Annotated in this window: 22 protein-coding genes; 17 read left to right on the forward strand and 5 right to left on the reverse strand. The window is 71.2% G+C overall.

What is annotated here, in order from left to right; genetic code table 11:
• Nucleotides 1-2 precede the first annotated feature (2 nt).
• A complete protein-coding gene (locus SSP29_RS15450) occupies nt 3-1,652 on the forward strand; it encodes an FAD-dependent oxidoreductase (RefSeq protein ID WP_089101204.1) in 1,650 nt (549 codons plus the stop codon).
• A gap of 240 nt (nt 1,653-1,892) precedes the next feature.
• Here the strand turns inward: SSP29_RS15450 and SSP29_RS15455 are convergent, their stop codons facing one another.
• Nucleotides 1,893-2,360 (reverse strand): RDD family protein, encoded by a 468-nt coding sequence (locus SSP29_RS15455; protein ID WP_089101205.1) that lies wholly within the window; start codon nt 2,358-2,360, stop codon nt 1,893-1,895.
• A 212-nt stretch (nt 2,361-2,572) separates the two neighbouring features.
• Between SSP29_RS15455 and glnA the strand changes: the two genes are divergently transcribed.
• The 5 genes from glnA to pspAB all read left to right on the forward strand — a co-directional run bounded on the left by glnA (nt 2,573) and on the right by pspAB (nt 6,333).
• Nucleotides 2,573-3,982, forward strand: coding sequence for a type I glutamate--ammonia ligase (gene glnA / locus SSP29_RS15460; protein WP_089101206.1), 1,410 nt, complete (start codon nt 2,573-2,575; stop codon nt 3,980-3,982).
• A gap of 101 nt (nt 3,983-4,083) precedes the next feature.
• The gene (locus SSP29_RS15465) at nt 4,084-4,341 is read left to right on the forward strand and encodes an SCO2583/SCO2584 N-terminal domain-containing protein (RefSeq protein WP_089101207.1); all 258 of its coding nucleotides are present in this window, start codon (nt 4,084-4,086) and stop codon (nt 4,339-4,341) included.
• 94 nt (nt 4,342-4,435) lie between these two features.
• Nucleotides 4,436-4,744, forward strand: coding sequence for a hypothetical protein (locus SSP29_RS15470; RefSeq protein WP_150134230.1), 309 nt, complete (start codon nt 4,436-4,438; stop codon nt 4,742-4,744).
• An 81-nt stretch (nt 4,745-4,825) separates the two neighbouring features.
• The gene (gene htpX, locus SSP29_RS15475; protein ID WP_089101208.1) at nt 4,826-5,746 is read left to right on the forward strand and encodes a zinc metalloprotease HtpX; all 921 of its coding nucleotides are present in this window, start codon (nt 4,826-4,828) and stop codon (nt 5,744-5,746) included.
• 2 nt (nt 5,747-5,748) lie between these two features.
• The gene (gene pspAB, locus SSP29_RS15480; RefSeq protein ID WP_089101209.1) at nt 5,749-6,333 is read left to right on the forward strand and encodes a PspA-associated protein PspAB; all 585 of its coding nucleotides are present in this window, start codon (nt 5,749-5,751) and stop codon (nt 6,331-6,333) included.
• Between the two features lie 53 nt (nt 6,334-6,386).
• Here the strand turns inward: pspAB and SSP29_RS15485 are convergent, their stop codons facing one another.
• On the reverse strand, nt 6,387-6,671 hold the full coding sequence (locus SSP29_RS15485; RefSeq protein ID WP_089101210.1) for a hypothetical protein: 285 nt from the start codon (nt 6,669-6,671) through the stop codon (nt 6,387-6,389).
• Between the two features lie 183 nt (nt 6,672-6,854).
• Here SSP29_RS15485 and SSP29_RS59085 point away from each other — a divergent pair, with 183 nt between their 5' ends.
• Nucleotides 6,855-7,235, forward strand: coding sequence for an alpha/beta fold hydrolase (locus tag SSP29_RS59085; protein WP_150134232.1), 381 nt, complete (start codon nt 6,855-6,857; stop codon nt 7,233-7,235).
• Here SSP29_RS59085 and SSP29_RS15495 read toward each other — a convergent pair.
• Complete coding sequence (locus SSP29_RS15495) at nt 7,151-8,491, reverse strand: DUF2252 domain-containing protein (protein ID WP_089101211.1); 1,341 nt, start codon at nt 8,489-8,491, stop codon at nt 7,151-7,153. The two genes, SSP29_RS59085 and SSP29_RS15495, sit on opposite strands and share 85 nt — an antisense overlap.
• A gap of 168 nt (nt 8,492-8,659) precedes the next feature.
• Between SSP29_RS15495 and SSP29_RS15500 the strand changes: the two genes are divergently transcribed.
• Nucleotides 8,660-9,844 carry a winged helix DNA-binding domain-containing protein gene (locus tag SSP29_RS15500; RefSeq protein WP_089101212.1) on the forward strand — a complete coding sequence of 395 codons (1,185 nt, stop codon included), beginning with the start codon at nt 8,660-8,662 and terminating at the stop codon, nt 9,842-9,844.
• A gap of 256 nt (nt 9,845-10,100) precedes the next feature.
• On the opposite strand, the gene SSP29_RS55650 is transcribed toward SSP29_RS15500, so the two are convergent.
• Nucleotides 10,101-10,421 (reverse strand): hypothetical protein, encoded by a 321-nt coding sequence (locus tag SSP29_RS55650; protein WP_089101213.1) that lies wholly within the window; start codon nt 10,419-10,421, stop codon nt 10,101-10,103.
• A 231-nt stretch (nt 10,422-10,652) separates the two neighbouring features.
• Between SSP29_RS55650 and SSP29_RS55655 the strand changes: the two genes are divergently transcribed.
• The 9 genes from SSP29_RS55655 (at nt 10,653) to SSP29_RS15555 (ending at nt 19,951) form a co-directional block, all read left to right on the forward strand.
• On the forward strand, nt 10,653-11,021 hold the full coding sequence (locus tag SSP29_RS55655) for an arsenate reductase family protein (RefSeq protein WP_089101214.1): 369 nt from the start codon (nt 10,653-10,655) through the stop codon (nt 11,019-11,021).
• Nucleotides 11,022-11,143: 122 nt separating this feature from the next.
• Nucleotides 11,144-11,839, forward strand: a complete 696-nt coding sequence (locus SSP29_RS15515) for an SCO2207 family protein (protein ID WP_089101215.1) — start codon at nt 11,144-11,146, stop codon at nt 11,837-11,839.
• A gap of 283 nt (nt 11,840-12,122) precedes the next feature.
• On the forward strand, nt 12,123-13,154 hold the full coding sequence (gene glnII / locus SSP29_RS15520) for a glutamine synthetase (protein WP_089101216.1): 1,032 nt from the start codon (nt 12,123-12,125) through the stop codon (nt 13,152-13,154).
• Between the two features lie 88 nt (nt 13,155-13,242).
• Nucleotides 13,243-14,181, forward strand: coding sequence for a DUF6891 domain-containing protein (locus SSP29_RS15525; RefSeq protein ID WP_089101217.1), 939 nt, complete (start codon nt 13,243-13,245; stop codon nt 14,179-14,181).
• Between the two features lie 332 nt (nt 14,182-14,513).
• Nucleotides 14,514-15,095: a winged helix-turn-helix domain-containing protein gene (locus SSP29_RS15535; protein WP_089101219.1), complete on the forward strand. Its 582-nt coding sequence runs from the start codon at nt 14,514-14,516 to the stop codon at nt 15,093-15,095.
• Between the two features lie 98 nt (nt 15,096-15,193).
• Entirely contained in the window at nt 15,194-16,195 is a 1,002-nt protein-coding gene (locus SSP29_RS15540) for an SDR family oxidoreductase (protein ID WP_150134236.1), read from the forward strand.
• Between the two features lie 146 nt (nt 16,196-16,341).
• A complete protein-coding gene (locus SSP29_RS15545) occupies nt 16,342-17,622 on the forward strand; it encodes a sensor histidine kinase (protein ID WP_089101220.1) in 1,281 nt (426 codons plus the stop codon).
• Nucleotides 17,607-18,257, forward strand: coding sequence for a response regulator transcription factor (locus SSP29_RS15550; RefSeq protein WP_089101221.1), 651 nt, complete (start codon nt 17,607-17,609; stop codon nt 18,255-18,257). The genes SSP29_RS15545 and SSP29_RS15550 overlap by 16 nt, the downstream gene beginning before the upstream one ends.
• A 173-nt stretch (nt 18,258-18,430) precedes the next feature.
• The gene (locus SSP29_RS15555) at nt 18,431-19,951 is read left to right on the forward strand and encodes a DUF1996 domain-containing protein (protein ID WP_089101222.1); all 1,521 of its coding nucleotides are present in this window, start codon (nt 18,431-18,433) and stop codon (nt 19,949-19,951) included.
• A gap of 73 nt (nt 19,952-20,024) precedes the next feature.
• On the opposite strand, the gene SSP29_RS15560 is transcribed toward SSP29_RS15555, so the two are convergent.
• Complete coding sequence (locus tag SSP29_RS15560; protein WP_089101223.1) at nt 20,025-20,432, reverse strand: hypothetical protein; 408 nt, start codon at nt 20,430-20,432, stop codon at nt 20,025-20,027.
• Nucleotides 20,433-20,471 lie beyond the last annotated feature (39 nt).

A 20,471-nucleotide genomic window follows, 5' to 3' on the forward strand; every position in this document is an offset into this window, starting at 1 on the left:
CGATGCAGCAGAGAACCGATCACCAGGTCCCCGTCCTCGTGGTGGGCGGCTCCCTCGTGGGGCTGTCCATGTCCCTCTTCCTGGGCCGTCTGGGCGTACGCCACATGCTCGTCGAGAGACACTCCGGGACCTCGATCCACCCACGCGGCCGGGGCAACAACGTGCGGACGATGGAGCTGTTCCGGAGGGCGGGCATCGAGCCGGACATCAAGGCCACGGCCTGCCTCCTCGCCGACAACCACGGCATCCTGCAGACCCCGACGCTGGTCGGCGACGCCGGCGAATGGCTGTTCAAGGAGATCGACCCGGGCGGCGGACTCGTGAAGTTCAGCCCTACGGGTTGGTGCCTGTGCAGCCAGAACGACCTCGAACCCGTGCTCCGCCAGGCGGCCGAGTCACTCACCGGCGAGCTGCGCTACTTCCACGAGATGGAGTCCTTCGAACAGGACCCCGAAGGAGTGACGGCGTACGTCCGCGACCGTGACTCCGACCGGATGTACACCGTCCGCGCGGACTACCTGGTCGCGGCCGACGGCCCGCGCTCCCCGGTCCGCGGCCGGCTCGGCATCGGCCAGACGGGCCCCGGCGACCTGTTCGCGAACGTCAGCATCACCTTCCGTTCCAAGCTGCTCCAGAACACGGTCGGGGACCGCCGCTTCATCTGCTGCTACCTCACCGACCCGGAGGCCGACGGCGCCCTCCTCCCCGTCGACAACAAGGAGCGCTGGGTCTTCCACGCCCCCTGGCACCCCGAACGCGGCGAAACCCTCGACGAGTTCACCGAGGAGCGGCTCACCCGGCACATCCGCCGGGCCGTCGGCGTCCCCGACCTCGACGTCGAGATCACCGGCAGGGCCTCCTGGCGGGCGGCCGAACGGGTCGCCGAACGGTACTCGTCCGGGCGGGTCTTCCTGGCCGGCGACTCCGCGCACGAGATGTCCCCGACCGGGGCCTTCGGCTCCAACACCGGCATCCAGGACGCCCACAACCTGGCCTGGAAGCTGGCGGCGGTCCTCGACGGCTGGGCCGGCCCCGGGCTCCTCGACTCCTACGACGCCGAGCGCCGCCCGGTCGCCCTCGCCACCAGCGCCCGCGCCTCCGCCCGCTCCGTCGAGCACAGCCACCCCGGCTTCGCGCCCGCCCCCGGCATCGGTGCCGGCAAGCGCGGCGGCATCCTCAACATCGTCCTCGGCTACCGGTACCCGAAGGGCGCGGTCCTCGGGGCCGACCCCGGGCAGCCGGTCGTACCCGACGGGATGGACCTGACCGGTCAGCCGGGCAGCCGGGCCCCGCACCTGTGGCTGCGCCGCGCGGGCGAACGGATCTCGTCGCTCGACCTGTACGAGCGGTCGCTGGTCCTGCTGAGCGACGCGGAGTCGGCCGGGGGCGCGGCGTGGCACGCGGCCGCCCGGCGGATCGCGGACACGGAGCGGCTGCGGCTGGACACGTACCGGATCGGGGCGGCGGGGTCGGAGGCCGATCTCGTGTACGACGCGGAAGACGCCGACTGGGCTGTGGCGCACGGGACGACGGCGGACGGGGCGGTACTGGTCCGTCCGGACGGGTTCGTGGCGTGGCGCTCGGAGGGCGCGGTGTCCGACCCGGAGGGAGAGCTGCGGGAGCTGCTGGGGCGGGTGCTGCGGAGGAGGTGAGCCGCGGGTGGGGCTGGGGCCGGGTGGTGGGGTCGCTTACCGGCGCTTGGAGGGTGCCTCCCCCAGAGGGGGGACCCCCAGCGCCCACCCGTGCCGCCCTGCGGCACGCCTGCCCGCAGCTGGGTAGCTGAAAAGGGGCGGCTGGGCAGCGCCCCGTAAGGGGCGCGGGGCTGTATCTGATTTGCGGCTCCGCCGCGTGGGCGCGAGCAACCCCCACCGGCCCGCAGCCGGACGTCTACCTCAGATCCGGACCTCTACGGTCTTCGCCAGCCGGTCGTGCAGCCCCCTGCCGTCCCGGTCCCACACCAGTGCCGGGATCGCGAGGCACAGCAGCACCGTGCGGGCCAGGGCGCGCAGCGGCTGCACCCGGCCCGTGTCAACGCCGACCACCCGCAGCCGGAACAGCCGCTTACCCGGCGTGAAGCCGAGCGTACCGACCGTCAAAACACCCAGGGCGAAGAAGACAAGGAGGGCCCAGTTGCTGGTCGCCGGGGTGTAGCCGTCGGTGATCAGGCCGTATGCGATCAAGACGCACAGCGCCCAGTCCACGAGCAGCGCACCGAGCCGCCGTCCAGGGCGGGCGATGGAGCCCGGCCCGTCCTCCGGCAGACCGAGCTGCTCGCCCCGGTACCCGAACTCCGCACCGGCCTCTTCCATGGCCGCACGGGGTCCGGAGAGCCACGATCCGATTGCTTGCCTGTTGTCCACCCGTCAACGGTACTGCCCCGGTATCCGCCCGGGGTCCGGCGGGGTGTCCCGGGGCTACGGTGGAGCCAAGGTCGGTTAACTTCAGCGAAACAAATGGGTCACGCCCGAGAAATCACCCGTCCCTAGGGTCGTGGACAACGTGTGCCACCGCACTGGCCGCACGAACGAACTACCACCCCGGCACGGGAACGGCCGGGAGTAGGAGGAGCTGGATGTTCCAGAACGCCGACGAGGCCAAGAAGTTCATCGCGGACGAGGACGTCAAGTTCGTCGACGTCCGGTTCTGCGACCTGCCGGGCGTCATGCAGCACTTCACGCTGCCCGTCGAGGCGTTCGACCCGGACGACGAGCTCGCCTTCGACGGATCCTCGATCCGCGGCTTCCAGGCGATCCACGAGTCCGACATGGCGCTGCGCGCCGACCTGTCGACGGCCCGGGTGGACCCCTTCCGCCGCGACAAGACGCTCAACATCAACTTCTTCATCCACGACCCGATCACAGGTGAGCAGTACTCCCGTGACCCGCGCAACGTGGCGAAGAAGGCGGAGGCGTACCTCGCGTCGACGGGCATCGCCGACACGGCCTACTTCGGCCCCGAGGCCGAGTTCTACGTCTTCGACAGCGTCCGTTTCGCCACCTCGGCGAACGAGTCCTTCTACCACATCGACTCCGAGGCGGGTGCCTGGAACACCGGTGCCCTTGAGGACAACCGTGGTTACAAGGTCCGCTACAAGGGCGGCTACTTCCCGGTCCCGCCGGTCGACCACTTCGCCGACCTGCGTGCCGAGATCTCCCTGGAGCTGGCCAAGTCCGGCCTCCAGGTCGAGCGCCAGCACCACGAGGTGGGCACCGCCGGCCAGGCGGAGATCAACTACAAGTTCAACACGCTGCTCGCCGCGGCCGACGACCTCCAGCTCTTCAAGTACATCGTGAAGAACGTGGCCTGGCGCAACGGCAAGACCGCGACCTTCATGCCGAAGCCGATCTTCGGCGACAACGGCTCGGGCATGCACGTCCACCAGTCGCTGTGGACGGGCGGCTCCCCGCTCTTCTACGACGAGGCCGGCTACGCGGGCCTGTCGGACATCGCCCGCTACTACATCGGCGGCATCCTGAAGCACGCCCCGTCGCTGCTGGCCTTCACCAACCCGACGGTGAACTCGTACCACCGCCTGGTCCCGGGCTTCGAGGCGCCGATCAACCTGGTGTACTCGCAGCGCAACCGCTCCGCCGCGATGCGTATCCCGATCACGGGTTCGAACCCGAAGGCCAAGCGCGTCGAGTTCCGCGCGCCCGACTCCTCCGGCAACCCGTACCTGGCCTTCTCGGCCCTGCTCCTCGCGGGTCTGGACGGCATCAAGAACAAGATCGAGCCGGCCGAGCCGATCGACAAGGACCTCTACGAGCTGGCTCCCGAGGAGCACGCGAACGTCGCCCAGGTCCCGACCTCCCTCCCGGCCGTCCTGGACTCCCTGGAGCGCGACCACGAGTTCCTGCTCGCCGGTGACGTCTTCACGCCCGACCTGATCGAGACGTGGATCGACTTCAAGCGCACCAACGAGATCGCCCCGCTGCAGCTGCGCCCGCACCCGCACGAGTTCGAGCTGTACTTCGACGTGTGACAGGCGCCGTTCCGGCCGTCGACGCCCCCGTTCCTGTTTCTCAGGGCGGGGGCGTCGTCGTATCGTGCGTCGGTACTGATGTTCGAGACGGGGGAGCCGGGATGTCCCAACAAGACGACGAGAAACACGAGTTCGACCTCAGGTGGGCCGCCGAGGCGGAGCACAAGGAGCCGTCCGCACGGGCCCGGATGCTGGCCGCCCGCTGGAAGGAGAACCCCCCGGACCCGGCGCCGTTCCGGGCGGATCCGGGGCCGGTGGCGCCGCGACGGTCGTCGTGGGTGTCGACGGCGGTGGTGCTGGGGTGTGTCGCGGCGGTGATCCTGCTGCTGGGGTACATACAGACGCGGTCGCCGTACTAGGAACCCGACGCACCGGCCCGTCGTGCACCCCGCGCAATCGGCGCGACCCGTGTCCGCGCGGTCGTGGGGCCGGCCGAGGGCGGAGTGCGGGCGGGTGCGGTGGCCGGGCTGCGGATCCTCGACGTCACGGACGTACGACGGTTCCGGGAGCTGCTCGGCGACCCGGCTCGCGGCCGGCCGGGCGCGGCATGCGCGGGTCGCCGCGTTCCGGCTGCTGGACGCGCGGGGCGGACTCGTACGGCTGCGGGCCGCGGTCGCTCTGCTCGACGACCCGGACGTGAAACTGCGGGGCTGGGCCGAGCGGTCCGTCCGGCAGTGGCACCCGACGCCGGACGTTCCGCTCGGGTCCGAGGAGGCGGCGGCGCTGCCGGCACGGGCCGGACTGAGCCTTTGCCGCTACTAGGCGCTTTCGGAGCCTTCTCATTGCTCTCGGCAGGTGCACACTGGACAGCGGGACGAGTGCCTGACTGCGGGGTGGTGCAAGATGCAGAGTCGCTTCCGGAGCGACCGGCGGCTGACCGTGCGGATGACGGTCACGCTGTTCCTGCTCGGGTTGTTGTACGTCGGCTTCGTTGCCGCGCTGATCGTGTTGCTGAAGTCGTGGCTGCTGGTCGTCGTGCTGGTGGGCGCGATGTTCGTGGCGCAGTTCTGGTTCTCCGACCGGATCGCGATGTTCGCCATGCGCGGGCGGGTCGTGGAGCGGGAGGAGTATCCCGAGCTCCATGCCGTGGTGGACCGGCTGTGTGCCATCGCGGACATGCCGAAGCCCGTCGTCGCCGTCTCCGAGATGGACATGCCGAACGCGTTCGCCACCGGCCGCAATCCCGATCACGCGGTGGTGTGCGTGACGACGGGGCTGCTGCGGCGGCTGGAGCCCGCCGAGCTGGAGGGCGTGCTGGCACACGAGCTGTCGCACGTGGCCCACAAGGACGTCGCCGTGATCACGGTCGCGTCCTTCCTCGGGGTCATCGCCGGGCTCATCGTGCGGTTCGCGTTCTACTCCCAGATCTTCGGGGGCGGCCGGCGGGACCAGAACACCGCCGCCGTGTTCGCCGCGATCATCGGGGTCTCCGCGGCCGTGTACGCGATCAGCTTCCTGCTGATCAGGGCGCTGTCCCGGTACCGGGAGCTGGCCGCCGACCGGGCCGCCGCGCACCTCACCGGCCGGCCCTCCGCGCTGGCGTCGGCGCTCACCAAGGTCTCCGGTGAGATCGCCCGGATCCCGACCAAGGACCTGCGCACCGCCCAGGCCTTCAACGCGTTCTACTTCACCCCGGCGACCGGCAAGGAACCCGGCATCGAGCGCTTCTTCTCCACCCACCCGTCCCTGGAGCAGCGGCTTGAGCAGCTGGGGCGGATCTCGGCGGAGCTGGGTGAGGCGACGACGCCCGGAAAGGCCGGGTGAGCATGGGGTTCCTGGACATCCTGCTGGGCCGTACGAAGCCGGTCGCGCCCGATCTCGACCAGTTGTTCGCGCTGCCGTCGGCGGCGGTGACGCTGGAGGCCGCGGCCGGGTTCACGCCCACCGGCGGGGGCGCGGTGTGCTTCGCCACCGTGGAGGGCGCGGCCTTCGAGCAGACCCACCGGGAGGTCCAGGCGCTCCTCGACGCGGACACGGACCGCGCCGGCGTTCCGGTGGAGCTGCGACAGGACGACTACGGCTACTCCTGGCTGGTCTCGCAGCGCCCCTCCGACCAGCTTCCGCAGCTGGTCAACGACCTGCACGCGGTGAACAGCTCGATGGAGGTCAACGGCTTCGGCCCGCAGCTGCTCTGCTCCCTGGCCGCCTTCGAGGACGAGCGCGGGCGCAGGCTCGCGCTCGTGTACCTCTACAAGCGGGGGACGTTCTACCCCTTCGCGCCGCTGCCCGGATCCGGTGAACGGCGGGACAGCGCGCTGGAGTTGCAGGTGAAGGCGGTGCTCGCGAACGACCTGCGGATCGAGCAGGACCTCAGCCGCTGGTTCCCGGTCTGGGGCGCCCCGGGCCTCTGACCGCCGGGACACCCGCTGCCTGCTCCCCCCGCTTACTACTTCCTCTGCTTCCCCTACTTCCCCTTCTCGTTCTGCTGGCGCCGGGACTCCAGGGGGCGCTCGCGGCGATAGCGGCGCTCCCACTTGGCCTGCTGGTCACGGCGGTCGCGGTACGTCTTGTAGTCGCTGGCCATGCCCCCTCCCCCGCCGGACGAACCGCCCGACGAGGAGGCCGACGACGAACCCCGCCCGTACTGGACGTACAGGAAGAGCAGGGCGACGGCGGCGAGCCACCAGTTGTGGTTGCCGAATCCGAGGATGACCAGGACGACGGTTCCGGATAGGACGATGGTGCCCATGACGGGTCTCCATGGCGTGGGTGTGTGAGCGGTCGACGGATCCGACGGCACGCGGGGGACGGGCGGCCGTCCGTCGGTGCGCGGCAGTGTAGCCCCGAGTCCCGGGGGCGCGGCCCGCCCTTCGGAAAGCGGTGGTGGACCACTCCGCAACGCTTCTCCAGCGTAGGGAGCCGGTCACTCGGCGTGCATCCCGTTTTCGCGCATCCCGCACCTGGGCCGCGGGCGGCCCGTACGGTACGCGCGGAGTTGAGCCTGCGCCGCCGCTTCGAACAGGCCGCGGCGGTGATCGACGCCCAGGTGGAGCCGGACAGCCCGCTGATCCTGGTGGGGTTCGGCATGAGCGGCCGGACGGTCGCGGATCTCGTACGGCACCACGGCGACCGAGCCTCGGCGATCGGCCTGTGCTCCCCCGCGGTCTACACCCCCAAGGCCTGGGACGTCCCCTTCGGCGACGGCACCGGCCGCTTCACCGAGCCGGCTCAGACCCCCGGCACCGCCGTCAGGACACCCGCCGTCACGGCCGCGCCGAGGGTGGCGTGGTCGGTGACGGTCTGGTCGGCGTAGGCGAGGGCGAAGTCGGTGACCGCGTGGTCGAAGGTGTCGGTGCCGCCCAGGTAGGCGGCGATGGCGATGCGGTCACCGGACCGGGCGTGGGCGCGCGCCAGGGTCGTACCGCACAGCGTGGCATAGCCGCGCAGGCCCTCCGGGTCCATGGCGGCGACCTCGGCGGAGCCCTTCATGTCGCGCAGCTGGCGCCAGTAGAAGGCGCGGCCCTGGGGGCCGGTCATCCAGCCGAGGAAGACGTCCCCGGCGGCCTGGAGCAGCCGCTGCCCGGCGACGACCCGGTGGCCGTGGTGGGAGTAGGGCCCGGTCGGCAGATGCTGCTCCAGCACGGATGTCCGGGCCTCCTTGATCTGGAGGAACAGCGGGTCGTCGACGTCCCGGCCGGCCAGCAGGACGATGAAGCAGCGGGTACCGACGCTGCCGACACCGACGACCTTGCGGGCCGCGTCGACGAAGCGGTAGCGGTCGAGGAGGAGGCGCCGCTCCCCGGCGAGGGTGGAGCGGTAGTCGCTGAAGGTCTTGCGCAGGGAGGCCATGTCGGAGGCGCCGGCGGGTTCCAGGAGCGGCGGGTCCTTGATGATGCGGCGCTGCCCGCCGGTCGTCTCGGTGAGCCGGCCGAGCGCGTGCAGGCTGGTGCGGCGCCGGGCCCGGGTGAGGGTGTCCTCGATCCGGCGCCGGCGGCGCACGGAGCGGGCCAGGGCCGTCAGGCCGTCGGTGTCGACCCGTTCGTACCAGACGGCGAGTTCCCCGAGCCCGGCCAGCCGCCGCATGGCGGTCCGGTACGCGGCCACGGCGGCCCGGGCGGCGGCACGGGCCGCGGGATCGCCGTGCCCGTTCTCGCGGGCGGCGACGGCGACGGACGCGGCGAGCCGTTTGACATCCCACTCGAAGGGCCCGGGGAACGTCTCGTCGAAGTCGTTCAGGTCGAAGAGCAGGGACCGCTCCGGGGAGGCGTAGAGCCCGAAGTTCAGCAGATGCGCGTCCCCGCAGAGCTGCACGGTGAGCCCGGTGTGCGGCTGGGCGGCGAGGTCGGCGGCCATCACGGCGGCCGCGCCGCGCAGGAAGGCGAAGGGCGAGGCGGCCATCCGCCCGTACCGGATGGGCAGCAGTTCGGGCAGCCGGTCGCGGCCCTGCCGCTCCAGTACGGCGACGGGATCGGGGCGGTCGACGGCGGGCAGCCAGAAGGCGTGGGCCGAGCGGGGGGCCCGCTTGCGGGCGGCCTTGCCGCGGGCGGCACGGTCGGCGGGTGTGGTCATACGGCGCTCCCCTCTGTCGACTGGCCCCCTCCGGCGACTTGTCCCCTCCGTCACCTGCTGATCGCAGTGAAAGGGAGATACCGGGGCGGCCGCATGCCGAGCCCGGCGAACAGGTGATTGTCAGTGGCGTCGGGCAGGATGCGGTCAGGAGTCCATGGGGAGGTCGGCATGAGCGGCGGGCGGCGGCACATCGGGGTGGCGGAGCGGCGCGCCCGGCTGGCGGTGCGCCACCGGCTGGCGGGCCCCGCGCGGGCGACGGCGCCGACGGAGGTCGCCGAGGCGCTGGTGGCGCTGCACGGCTCGGATCCGGCCACGGTGTACCTGGCGGTGGGGGCGCGGCTGGCCGAGGCGGCGAAGACCGTGCCGGAGACGGAACAGGCCCTGTACGAGGACCGCACCCTGGTGCGGATGCACGGCATGCGGCACACGGTGTTCGTCTTCCCCGCGGAGCTCACGGCGGTCGTCCACGCGTCGACGGGCCTGACGGTCGCCGCCCGCGAACGCGCCCACCTGCTGAAGGACATGGCACAGGCCGGCGCCCCGGACGCGGCCTGGCTCGCGGAGGTCGAGTCCGCGGCGCTGGCCGCGCTGGCCCGGCTCGGCCAGGCGACGGCGGCGGAACTGTCGGCCACCGAACCACGCCTGCGCGAGCAGTTCACGTACGCCGCGGGCAAGAGCTACGAGGGCGTCCACACCGTCTCCACGCGCCTGCTGAGGGTCCTGGGCGTGGAGGGCAAGGTGGTGCGGGGCCGCCCGCTGGGCTCCTGGACGTCCAGCCAGTTCCGCTGGGCACCGGCGCCGGACCATGCGGAGCTGGACCCGGCAGCGGCCCAGGCGGTCCTGCTGGACCGCTGGTTGCACGCCTGCGGCCCGGCCACGGAAGCGGACCTCAAGTGGTGGACGGGGTGGCGGGTGACGGAGGTCCGCCGCGCGCTGACCGCGATCGGAGCGCAGCCGGTGACGCTGGACGAGGGCGACACGGGGTACGTGACAGCCGGGGATCTGCCGCCGGTCACCGAACCGTCCCGCCCCTGGGCGGCCCTCCTCCCCGCCCTCGACCCGACGGCCATGGCATGGCAGCAGCGGGACTGGTACCTGCCGCCGGAGCTCCGGCCGCTGCTCTTCGACAGAAGCGGCAACGTGGGGCCGACGGTGTGGTGGAACGGGCTGGTGGTGGGCGGCTGGGCGCAGCGCCGGGACGGCGAGATCGTCTGGCGGATCCTCGATCCCGGCATCGGGAGAGAGGCCGAGCAGGCGATCGCGGCGGAGGCGGAGCGGCTGCGCGGATGGGTGGGCACGGCGAAGGTCACGCCGCGGTTCCGTACGCCGGTTGAACGGGAGCTGAGCGGGTGAGCGGGCCCGGGGGGCCGGGGGTGGGGACGCTTACCGGCGCTTGCAGGGTGCCGCTGCGCCCACCCGTGCCGCCCCAGCGGCACGACTGCCCGCAGGTGAGTTCTTTTAGGGGCGCGGGGAACTGCGCGAGCAACCCCCACCGGCCCGCAGCCGGACCACAAGGGCGCACCCCCGACGCGGGGGCCTGGGGGCGGCAGCCCCCAGCCGGCCAAGCGCCGGGCGCCGCCGCGAACACACGGCACCCGGCACCACCGGCTCACCGCGAATAGCGCATCAGGGCCCGCACCATGTGGCACGTCGTGTCCGACGGCGGATGGATGCCGATGCTCTCCGCCGTGCTCCGTATCGTCTCGTTGCGCGCCTGGTTGGGCAGGTAGACGCCGGAGTCGAGCAGGGCGATGGCGAGGCGCATGGCCTTCAGGCGGCGGTTGTGTGTGACATACCACTCTCGTGGCCGCCCGGCCGGCAGCGGGCGCTTCTCCGCCGGCGCGTACGGCGAGTCGAGCAGGACCGCACGCTTCGCGGTGGACTGGGTCGGCAGGGACTTCGGCTTCGGCTTCAGTGCGGCAGCGGGCACAGGCATCCTCCTGTCGCGGTCAGAGGGCCTCCGGACATCCCGGCGACTCTCTCGAACACTGCTTCCAGTGTACCGGCCGGGACTGACAACGAGACAGCCCGTAAAGGCACCGAACAGCCAGGTGGAGAAGGGTTTTTCAGGTGGGGCGCGATGTGCGTGAGGGGTTCCCACGACACTCCCCGAAATTCGAACAGAGCACTCCTCGACGGCGGCCCGCGTACCGTTCCCCGCATGGAGATCTGGATCAATCCCGCCTGCTCGAAGTGCCGCACCGCGATCGGTCTGCTCGATGCCGAGGGGGCCGAGTACACCGTCCGCCGCTACCTGGAGGACGTACCGACCGAGGACGAGATCAGGGCCGTACTGGAACGACTCGGGCTCGAACCGTGGGACGTCACCCGCACCCAGGAGGCGGTCGCCAAGGAACTGGGACTGAAGGAGTGGGCGCGGGACGCGAGCGCGCGCGACCGGTGGATCACAGCCCTCGCCGAGCACCCCAGGCTCATCCAGCGGCCGATCATCACCGCCGACGACGGCACGGCGGTCGTCGCCCGCACCGACGAGGCCGTACAGGAAGCGCTGGCCAGGAGCAAGAGCTGAACAGCGCTCAACTCAAGTGTGACGCAGGTTACTTCAGTGACTCCTGTAACCGCTGAGTAACGACGTTCGGCATCTCGTACCTACCGACGTACGCTCCCCCACCCCCCTTTGAGGAGGCGCGCATGTCGCGTAGGAGAACTCTCGGCGCCAAGAAGTCGATCGCACTGCTGGTCGGCGCCGCAGCCGTGGCCGGCGGCGGGGCCTTCGTCCTGGCGTCCACCTCGAACGCCTCGCAGACCTCGCCGAACGCGAAGACACTGTCGTCCGCCGCGGACTCGACCGTCTGCTCGGGGCTGGCCACGGCCCTCGGCAACAACCAGAAGTTCATCGCCGACCAGAAGGCGAACCCGGACGCCCAGTCGTCGGCCCGGATCGCCAACCGCGAGGCGGTCATCGCGCAGATCAAGGTGCAGCAGAAGGCGTCCGGCTGCGTCGTTGGGGAGTCGGCTCAGGGCTCCCAGGCGGCGAGCGGAACGCAGACGGGCCAGACCGGCCAGACCGCCACGGCAACACCCTCGAAGAGTGCGGCCACCGGCAACACCGGTAACACCGGGGGCACCGCCGCCTCCGGGCAGCAGGTCTGCAAGGGCTCGACCGTCACGCTCTCCGGCGAGGCCGGCACGCCGGCCGCCTCCAGCAACCAGTTCCCGGCGGGAACCACGCTGAAGGTCACCAACCTGGACAACAACAAGTCCACGACGGTGAAGGTCACGTCGGTCTCCGGCAGTTGCGTGCTGCTCAACAACGCGGCCTTCGAACAGGTCCGGGAACCCGGCAAGTTCCTGATCCGCCGTGCGCTGATCGAGAAGGTCGGCTGACCGACACCACGGGCCAAGGCACGGCCGCCGGCTTTCACGGAGGGAAAGCCGGCGGCCGCCGCGCAGGGGCAGGCACGGCGTCCGAATTGGGCTCCGTACCCCGCCCGCCCGGCTCTCACAACGTGAGTCGCGACACAGAACCACCAGGTAACACCGGGTTCACATTCGAGCAATGATCGGGAAATCGCCTGTTGACAGGCTGCCGGGCAACACCGAGGCGCCCCAGTGCCGTAGCGCCACTGCACCCGCAAGTGCGCCCGACCCACCCCGAAGGATGTGGCCCGTGACCTTCAAGGCTGAGTACATCTGGATCGACGGCACCGAGCCGACGGCCAAGCTGCGTTCGAAGACGAAGATCATAGCGGGCGCGCCCGCCGGTCTGGACGCGCTGCCGATCTGGGGCTTCGACGGGTCCTCCACGAACCAGGCCGAGGGGCACTCCTCGGACCGTGTGCTGAAGCCGGTCTTCACCTGTCCGGACCCGATCCGCGGCGGCGACGACGTCCTCGTCCTGTGCGAGGTCCTTGAAATCGACTTCACCCCGCACTCCTCCAACACGCGTGCCGCGCTGACCGAGGTCGCGGAGAAGTTCGCCGCGCAGGAGCCGATCTTCGGCATCGAGCAGGAGTACACCTTCTTCGACGGCTCCCGCCCGCTGGGCTTCCCCGAGGGCGGCTTCCCGGCCCCCCAGGGCGGCTACTACTGCGGTGTCGGCGCCGACGAGATCTTCGGCCGCGAGATCGTCGAGGCGCACCTGGACAACTGCCTGAAGGCGGGTCTGGCGATCTCCGGCATCAACGCCGAGGTCATGCCCGGCCAGTGGGAGTTCCAGGTCGGCCCGGTCTCCCCGCTGGAGGTCTCCGACCACCTGTGGGTGGCCCGCTGGCTGCTCTACCGCACCGCCGAGGACTTCGGCGTCTCCGCCACCCTCGACCCCAAGCCGGTCAAGGGCGACTGGAACGGCGCCGGCGCGCACACCAACTTCTCCACCAAGGCGATGCGCGAGGGCTACGACGCGATCATCACCGCCTGCGAGTCGCTCGGCGAGGGCTCCAAGCCGCTCGACCACGTCAAGAACTACGGCGCCGGCATCGACGACCGCCTGACCGGTCTGCACGAGACCGCCCCGTGGAACGAGTACTCCTACGGCGTCTCCAACCGCGGTGCCTCGGTCCGTATCCCGTGGCAGGTCGAGAAGGACGGCAAGGGCTACATCGAGGACCGCCGCCCGAACGCCAACGTCGACCCGTACGTCGTGACGCGGCTGATCGTCGACACCTGCTGCTCCGCGCTGGAGAAGGCCGACCAGGTCTGATCCGGCCACCCGGTTCCCGGAAGGGGCGTCCACCGATCACGGTGGACGCCCCTTCGGCGTTGTCAGTGGCGGATGCCATGGTGGGGGCATGGAGATCGACGAGGTGCTCGCCGTCAACGCCTGGACGGAGAGCGGGCAGACGTACGTGTGGAGTTCCCCGCAGGAGCTGCGGGAGGCGGTGCGCGGGCTCGGCGCCGCCGGGAACCGCTTCCTGGTCGCGCGGCGCATCCCGGACCTGCCCAGCGTGTTCGCGCAGATATGGCACCCGGAGGGCGGCGACTACCGCCTCGAACACCGGCGCGGCGCGGACGAGTTCTCGGGTACGGCCCTCATGGACCCGGAGCGGGCGGCGGACCTGCTCGTCGGCTGGGCGCGGGAGGAGGACGGCTGGGACGCGGGGGTCGCCTGGGAGCCGGTCGCCCTGCCGCCGCGCGGGGACGTGCCCGCGCTCGCGCCCGAGGTGGCGGCCCGCGCCGAGGAACAGGTGCGCGCGCTGCTCAGGGACGGATACCTGGGCATCGACCGGCTGGTCCAGGAGACCGTGTACCTGATGGAGGGCGGCGGCCAGGACGGCCCGCCGCCGGTCTCCTCCGCCCAGGCGCGGGAGATCGTGGAGCGGCTCTGGACGGAGCGGGTGGCGGAGCAGCGGGCGTGGACCGGGCTCACCGACCCGGACCGGCTGACGCGGGCGTTCGCGGCCCTGGAGCGCGCGGGCGTCGTCGCGCGCGAGGACTTCACCTGCTGCCGCTCCTGCGGAATGACCGAGATAGGCGCCGAGGCCGAGGACGCGGGCGGGGCGCGGGGGTTCGTCTTCTTCCACCACCAGGGCACCCGCGGCGCCGCCGAGGGCCACGGCCTCAGCCTCTACTACGGCGGTTTCGACGCCTCCGCCGGCACCACCACGGCCGTCGGCCGCGAGGTGGCCGCCGCGCTCGCCGCCGCGGGGCTGTCCGCGGTGTGGGACGGCAATCCGGACAAGGCGATCGAGCTGACTCCGCTGACCTGGCACAAACGCCTGGTGGGGTGAGGCGGGCAACGTCAACGTCATGCCAAGGAAGCGTCCAAGCAGTGAGAGGAGGGTCCTGTTTCCCGGCTGTGTCTGCTTCAATGGGCGCATGGCCAGCTTCCAGAAGTGCAGCGCGACGGGTCGCCAGGACCTTGAGCCGTTCTGGCCTTCCCGTCAGCACCATGACTTCGACCGGGTGTGTTGCCGCGCGATGAACGCGCGGGCCCTCTAAAGCCGTACACCCCGGCCTTCGGCCAGCGCGGAAAGCAGTACGTCCCCGCGGCGCGCCCGACCACGAATCGCGGCCGTCGCCTTCGACCGACTGACTCCTCGCGCGAAAGAGCTGACGTCTCATGGCGACCACTCGTTCTCTCTCCCCCGCCTCCGCCCTCGCCTCCTCCTCGCCCGGCCGGCACCGGCTGCGTGCCGTCGACCGGGACGAGGTCGTGGACATGGCCGACCTGCTGCCGCCGGGCGCCACCTGGCTGCCCGCCCCGCAGCACACCCTGCCCACCCTGCCGGGCCAGCCGCCGATGATCGGCTACCTGGTGCTGGTCCCGGCGGACCAGCAGCCGCCCTTCCTGCCGGTCGCGGTGCCGGACCCGCAGGAGCCGGCCCAGGAACCGGCCGCGACCGGCGCCCGGCCGCTCGTCACCGTCGACACCGTGGAGCGCACCGCCCAGGTCGACGGGCGTGAACTCGACCTCACCTACCTGGAGTTCGAGCTGCTCGCCCATCTGGTGGCGCATCCGGGCCGGGTGCACACCCGCGACCAGCTGGTCACCACGGTCTGGGGCTACGGCCATGTCGGCGACGGCCGCACGGTCGACGTCCATGTCGCCCGGCTGCGCCGCAAGCTCGGCGCGGAGCACCGCCGGGCGATCCAGACGGTCCGCCGGGTGGGATACAAGTACACCCCGCCGACGGGCCGCTGAGGGACCGTTGAGGGACCGCCGGCGGGCCGCCGACGGGCAGCTCCGCCCTCGGCTGAACCCCGTTGTGTCCGCCGTCCGCCGTGGGCACGATCAGCGGCATGAGGCTTCTGGTGCTGGGTGGTACGGAGTTCGTGGGGCGGGCCGTCGTCGAGGCGGCGCTGGGGCGCGGCTGGGAGGTGACCGTCTTCCACCGGGGCAGCCGCCGGCCCCCGTCCGGGGTGCGGTCGCTGCACGGCGACCGCACCGCGCCCGACGGCCTCACCGCGCTGGCGGACGGCACCGAGTGGGACGCGGTCGTCGACACGTGGTCGGCCGCGCCCCGGGCGGTGCGGGAGACGGCACGGCTGCTACGGGGCCGTGCCGGACGGTATACGTACGTGTCGAGCTGCTCGGTGTACGCGTGGCCGCGCCCGGCCGGGTACACCGAGGAGGCGCCGCTGGTGGAGGGAGCCTCGGCCGGCGCGGAGGCGACCGAGTACGCGCAGGACAAGCTGGGCGGTGAGCTGGCCGCCGAGGAGTCCTTCGGGGCGGACGGTTCGGTGCTGGTGCGGGCCGGGCTGATCCTCGGGCCGTACGAGAACGTCGGCCGGCTGCCCTGGTGGCTGGACCGGATCGCGCGGGGCGGGCCGGTGCTGGCGCCGGGCCCGTACGACCTGCCCGTGCAGTTCGTGGACGCCCGCGACCTCGCGGAGTGGACCCTGGGGGCGGTGGAGCGGGGCCTGTCGGGGCCGTACAACCTGGTCGGGCCGCCGGGGCACACCACGATGGGCGCGCTGCTCGAAGCCTGCCGGCGGAGCACCGGCTCGGACGCGGAGCTCCGGTGGACCGATGCGGAGGTGATCCTCGGCGCCGGGATCGAGCCGTGGGTGCAGTTGCCGGTGTGGGTGCCGGCGGACAGCGAGTTGCACGACGGGGTCCATGGCCTGGACGTGTCGCGGGCGGTGGCGACGGGGCTGCGGTGCCGGGCGGTGGAGGAGACGGTGGCCGACACGTGGCGGTGGCTGCGGGGCCTCGACGGGGCGGCGCCGGTGCGGGCGGGGATGGGGCTCGACCCCGATGTCGAGGCGCGGGTGCTTGGAGTGGGGCGGATCGGGTCGTGAGCAGGGTGCGGGCCGGTGGGGGCTTGTCGCGCAGTTCCCCGCGCCCCTGAAGGGGCGCTACAGCCCCCGGGTGTATCCAGCACCACCCCCTGACATGGGGCTTCGGGCCAGTGACCCGGTCCTGGGAGGTTCGGGAGACTGGTCGCATGACGACGAACACAGACAGCGGGGGCTTTCGTGCCAGGGTGCGGGAGACCGTGCTCGCCGCCGTGCGGGGGCTGGTGCTGGCGTTGGTGATTCTGCCGGTCTCGGTGCTCTGCTTCGTGCTGGTCGCGGTCTCGGTGGCGCTGATCCCGATCGGGGTCGGGCTCGTCACCACGCCGTGGCTCCTGGGCGGGGTGCGGGACGTGGCGGACGTGCGGCGGCGGCTGGCGTTCGAGTGGTGCGGGGTGCGGATCCGGTCGGCGTACCGGGCGGTCCCGGCGGACGCCAACCCGTGGGCCAGGACCTTCGGGATGCTGCGCGACCCGCAGGTCGGGCGGGACGTGCTGTGGCTGTGCGTCGACATGACGGCAGGGTTCGTGACCGCGCTGCTGCCGGCGGTGCTGCTGTTCTATCCGTTCGAGGGGTTCGCTTTGCCCACCGGGCTGTGGCGGGTGCTGGGCGAGGGTGAGACCTACTGGTACGGCTTCGTGCCGGTCAGCGGTCAGGCCACCGCATTCGGCGCCGCCGCGCTCGGCGCCGTCATCCTGGTCGCCGCCTTCCGCTGCACCCCCGCCCTGCTGACCGCCCACTTCCGGCTCACCCGTGCCGTCCTCGACCCCGGACAGGGCGAACTCGTCGAGCGGGTGCGGGTGTTGACGGAGACCCGGAAGGACGCGGTGGACACCTCGGCGGCCGAGCTGCGCCGGATCGAGCGGGATCTGCACGACGGGGCGCAGGCCCGGCTGGTGGCCATGGGGATGGACCTCGGGACGATCGAGATGCTTCTGGACAAGGATCCGGAGAAGGCCAGGCAGCTGCTCGCGCAGACCCGGCAGGCGTCCGTGGAGGCGCTGGGCGAGCTGCGGGACCTGGTCCGGGGCATCCATCCGCCGGTGCTGGCCGAGCGCGGGCTCGGGGACGCCGTACGGGCGCTGGCGCTGCGGCTGCCGGTGCCGACGGAGGTGTCGGTGGAGCTGCCGGGGCGGGCGGACGCGCCGGTGGAGTCGGCGGCGTACTTCGCGGTGAGCGAGGTGCTGACCAACGCGGTCAAACACTCCGGAGCCGACCGGATCCGGGTGGACCTGCATCACGTGGCGGAGGGCGGCGGCATGCTGCGGATCTCGGTCACCGACCACGGCAGGGGCGGCGCGGTGGTCGGCGCCGGTTCGGGGCTCGCCGGGGTGGAGCGGCGGCTCGGTACATTCGACGGCGTCCTGGCCGTCAGCAGCCCCGCGGGCGGTCCCACCATGGTCACCATGGAGATTCCGTGCGCGTTGTCCTAGCCGAAGACCTGTTCCTGCTGCGCGACGGACTGGTCCGGCTGCTGGAGGCCCATGACTTCGAGATCGCGGCCGCCGTCGAGTCCGGCCCCGAACTCGCCCGCGCGCTGGCCGAGTCGGAGCCGGACGTGGCCGTGGTCGACGTACGGCTGCCGCCCACGCACACCGACGAGGGGCTGCAGTGCGCGCTCACGGCGCGGCGGGACCGGCCGGGGCTGCCGGTGCTGGTGCTCTCCCAGCACGTGGAGCAGCTGTACGCGCGGGAGCTGCTGGCGGACGGCAGCGGCGGGGTGGGCTATCTGCTGAAGGACCGGGTGTTCGACGCGGAGCAGTTCGTGGACGCCGTACGGCGGGTCGCGGCGGGCGGTACGGCCATGGACCCGCAGGTGATCCAGCAACTGCTGTCCCGGCGGGCCGACGACCGGCCGCTGGGGGGCTTGACACCGCGGGAACTGGAGGTCCTGGAGCTGATGGCACAGGGCCGGTCGAACGCGGCGATCGCCGGGCAGCTCGTCGTCACGGAACGGGCCATCGCCAAGCACACCTCCAACATCTTCACCAAACTGGGACTTGAGGTGTCGGACGATGACAATCGGCGCGTCCTCGCGGTGCTCGCCTACCTTGACCGCGACCGCTAATTTTCCAGAAATTGCCCTGCTCAAACGGCAGTTGTGCCCCAAGTGCGTAACAAATCTCTGATGAATTTGTGAGGCGGCTGAACACGTCTGAGGCGACCTGCGTATGAGAGGACGCCGCTTCACTCCTGTCGGGCGCCTCGATGCCGCCCCGCAAGGAAGGTCTGAGGAGTTCCATGGGACGCAACATACGCAAACGCCGTTCGCCGCTGACCGTCAAGGTCATAGCCGCATCGGCGGCCGTAGCACTCGGCGGGGGCGGGCTGCTCTATGCGCAGATGAACGCTTCGGCTCACGAGTCGAACAACTCGGCGCAGAACTACACCAAAGCCGCCGCCGCCTCCGCGGTCGCGACGATCTCCTGCCCGGACGTCGGCCAGAAGCTGACGAACGTGCCCGCCAAGGCCAAGCAGGGGGTGGCGACGGAGCTGGCGAACCTCGACAAGCAGATCACCGAGGCCTACGCCCGGCTCGCCTCCACCCGTCAGGCGCAGGCGAACGACGCCAACTTCGTGCAGAACGCGATCGTGGGCCCCCTGAAGGAGAAGCGGGCGGCCACGATCAACCGGATCAGGCTCGACATCACGCGGGTCGGTGGCACCTTCGACAACTCGCTGTCGCAGCTCGCCGCCTGCACCACGCAGTCCGCCAACCAGACCACCGCCGGACAGGGCAACAACAACGGTGGTCAGAACAACAACGGGAACACCGGCCAGGCCAGCGCCGCCCCGAGCGCCAGCGCCAGTGCCCCGGCCAACATCGGCGGGCAGGCCGGCAACGGCCCGGTCGCGGCCGACTTCGTGGACATCACGAAGGTCGCGCCGAACGTCCTGTCCAAGCCGGCGAAGACCGGTCAGGCCTCGACCGGCACCTTCACCACCCGTTGTGGTACGAACCAGAACAAGAACCACAACACCGACAACGTCATCGTGGCGCCCGGCGTGACCAACGGCGCGCACCACCTGCACGACTACGTCGGCAACCAGAAGGTCAACGCGTTCGCCACCAACGACTCGATGCTGGCGGCGCCGAGCTCCTGCCAGAACCAGAGCGACCTGTCGTCGTACTACTGGCCGGTCGTGCGTGTCCAGGACGGCTCGCAGGACTTCGACCAGAACGCGGACGGCGGTGGCAAGGAAGGCAACGTCGGCAAGATCCTGACGCCGGTCCAGGCGCAGATCAAGTACGTCGGCAGCCCGGCCAGCAAGGTCGTCGCGATGCCCCAGTTCCTGCGCATCATCACCGGTGACGCCAAGACCACCACCAACGGTCTGGCCAACGCCAACGCGCACTGGAGCTGCACCGGCTTCGAGAACAAGGTCCAGCTGACGACGCAGTACCCGATCTGCCCGCAGGGCAGCAACGTGGTCCGGACGTTCGCCTTCCAGAGCTGCTGGGACGGCGTCAACATCGACAGCGCCAACCACCGTACGCACGTGGCCTTCGCGGACCCGGCGAGCGGCGTCTGCGGGAACGGCTTCAAGGCGATCCCGCAGCTGACGATGCGTCTGGTCTACAAGATCACGCCCCCCACCCTCCAGGCGGACGGCACGGTGAAGAACGCCTTCGCGGTGGACGGCTTCCCGGAGCAGCTGCACAAGCCGTCGACCGACCACGACGACTTCATCAGCGTCACCAAGAACAACCTGGCGGCGACGATCGCCAACTGCATCAACACCGGCAAGAGGTGCCAGTGAGCAGTAGCTAGCCGGTAACACGGAGCGGGCGGTGGGAATCTCCCACCGCCCGCTTTCGTATGTGCCGCGGACCTCAGCCGGTGTGCTTGCTGTGGTCGGTGCCGATCTCCTCCTCGCCGCCCAGCGTGGTCTGCAGCGCCTTGACGACCTTGTCGGTGCCGACGGCGACCCACTTGCGGCCGACGAGGTAGAAACCGCCGTAGTCCTTGGCGTCGTTGATCCACTCGCGCTGGCCGCGGTCGGTGGCGAAGGTGGCGAAGACGAACTTGCCGGCGGAGACCTTGCAGATCGCCTGGCGGACCTCGTCGGAGTCGATCTGCATGTCGGGGGTGCACTTCACCTTGGCGGCCAGGCTCTCCAGGCTGCCGGTCGCGGTGACCGGGATCTTCGCCTCCGCCTTGCCGTCTCCGGATCCACAGCCCGCCAGCGCCAGGGCGGCCACGGCGCCCGCCGCGGCGAGCATCGGTCGGGTCAACCTCATCTGTTCCTCCGGTCGCGTTGCCGGCCCCGGTGCCTTCAG

This window comes from Streptomyces hyaluromycini (assembly GCF_002217755.1).
Lineage (GTDB): Bacteria > Actinomycetota > Actinomycetes > Streptomycetales > Streptomycetaceae > Streptomyces > Streptomyces hyaluromycini.

What these genes read in the sequence shown, in the direction of transcription:
- SSP29_RS15450 (WP_089101204.1), top strand. Translation starts at nt 3, where the DNA reads ATGCAGCAGAGAACCGATCACCAGGTCCCCGTCCTCGTGGTGGGCGGC.
- glnA (WP_089101206.1), top strand. Translation starts at nt 2,573, where the DNA reads ATGTTCCAGAACGCCGACGAGGCCAAGAAGTTCATCGCGGACGAGGAC.
- SSP29_RS15465 (WP_089101207.1), top strand. Translation starts at nt 4,084, where the DNA reads ATGTCCCAACAAGACGACGAGAAACACGAGTTCGACCTCAGGTGGGCC.
- htpX (WP_089101208.1), top strand. Translation starts at nt 4,826, where the DNA reads ATGCAGAGTCGCTTCCGGAGCGACCGGCGGCTGACCGTGCGGATGACG.
- pspAB (WP_089101209.1), top strand. Translation starts at nt 5,749, where the DNA reads ATGGGGTTCCTGGACATCCTGCTGGGCCGTACGAAGCCGGTCGCGCCC.
- SSP29_RS15485 (WP_089101210.1), bottom strand. Translation starts at nt 6,671, where the DNA reads ATGGGCACCATCGTCCTATCCGGAACCGTCGTCCTGGTCATCCTCGGA.
- SSP29_RS15495 (WP_089101211.1), bottom strand. Translation starts at nt 8,491, where the DNA reads ATGACCACACCCGCCGACCGTGCCGCCCGCGGCAAGGCCGCCCGCAAG.
- SSP29_RS15500 (WP_089101212.1), top strand. Translation starts at nt 8,660, where the DNA reads ATGAGCGGCGGGCGGCGGCACATCGGGGTGGCGGAGCGGCGCGCCCGG.
- SSP29_RS55655 (WP_089101214.1), top strand. Translation starts at nt 10,653, where the DNA reads ATGGAGATCTGGATCAATCCCGCCTGCTCGAAGTGCCGCACCGCGATC.
- SSP29_RS15515 (WP_089101215.1), top strand. Translation starts at nt 11,144, where the DNA reads ATGTCGCGTAGGAGAACTCTCGGCGCCAAGAAGTCGATCGCACTGCTG.
- SSP29_RS15525 (WP_089101217.1), top strand. Translation starts at nt 13,243, where the DNA reads ATGGAGATCGACGAGGTGCTCGCCGTCAACGCCTGGACGGAGAGCGGG.
- SSP29_RS15535 (WP_089101219.1), top strand. Translation starts at nt 14,514, where the DNA reads ATGGCGACCACTCGTTCTCTCTCCCCCGCCTCCGCCCTCGCCTCCTCC.
- SSP29_RS15540 (WP_150134236.1), top strand. Translation starts at nt 15,194, where the DNA reads ATGAGGCTTCTGGTGCTGGGTGGTACGGAGTTCGTGGGGCGGGCCGTC.
- SSP29_RS15545 (WP_089101220.1), top strand. Translation starts at nt 16,342, where the DNA reads ATGACGACGAACACAGACAGCGGGGGCTTTCGTGCCAGGGTGCGGGAG.
- SSP29_RS15555 (WP_089101222.1), top strand. Translation starts at nt 18,431, where the DNA reads ATGGGACGCAACATACGCAAACGCCGTTCGCCGCTGACCGTCAAGGTC.
- SSP29_RS15560 (WP_089101223.1), bottom strand. Translation starts at nt 20,432, where the DNA reads ATGAGGTTGACCCGACCGATGCTCGCCGCGGCGGGCGCCGTGGCCGCC.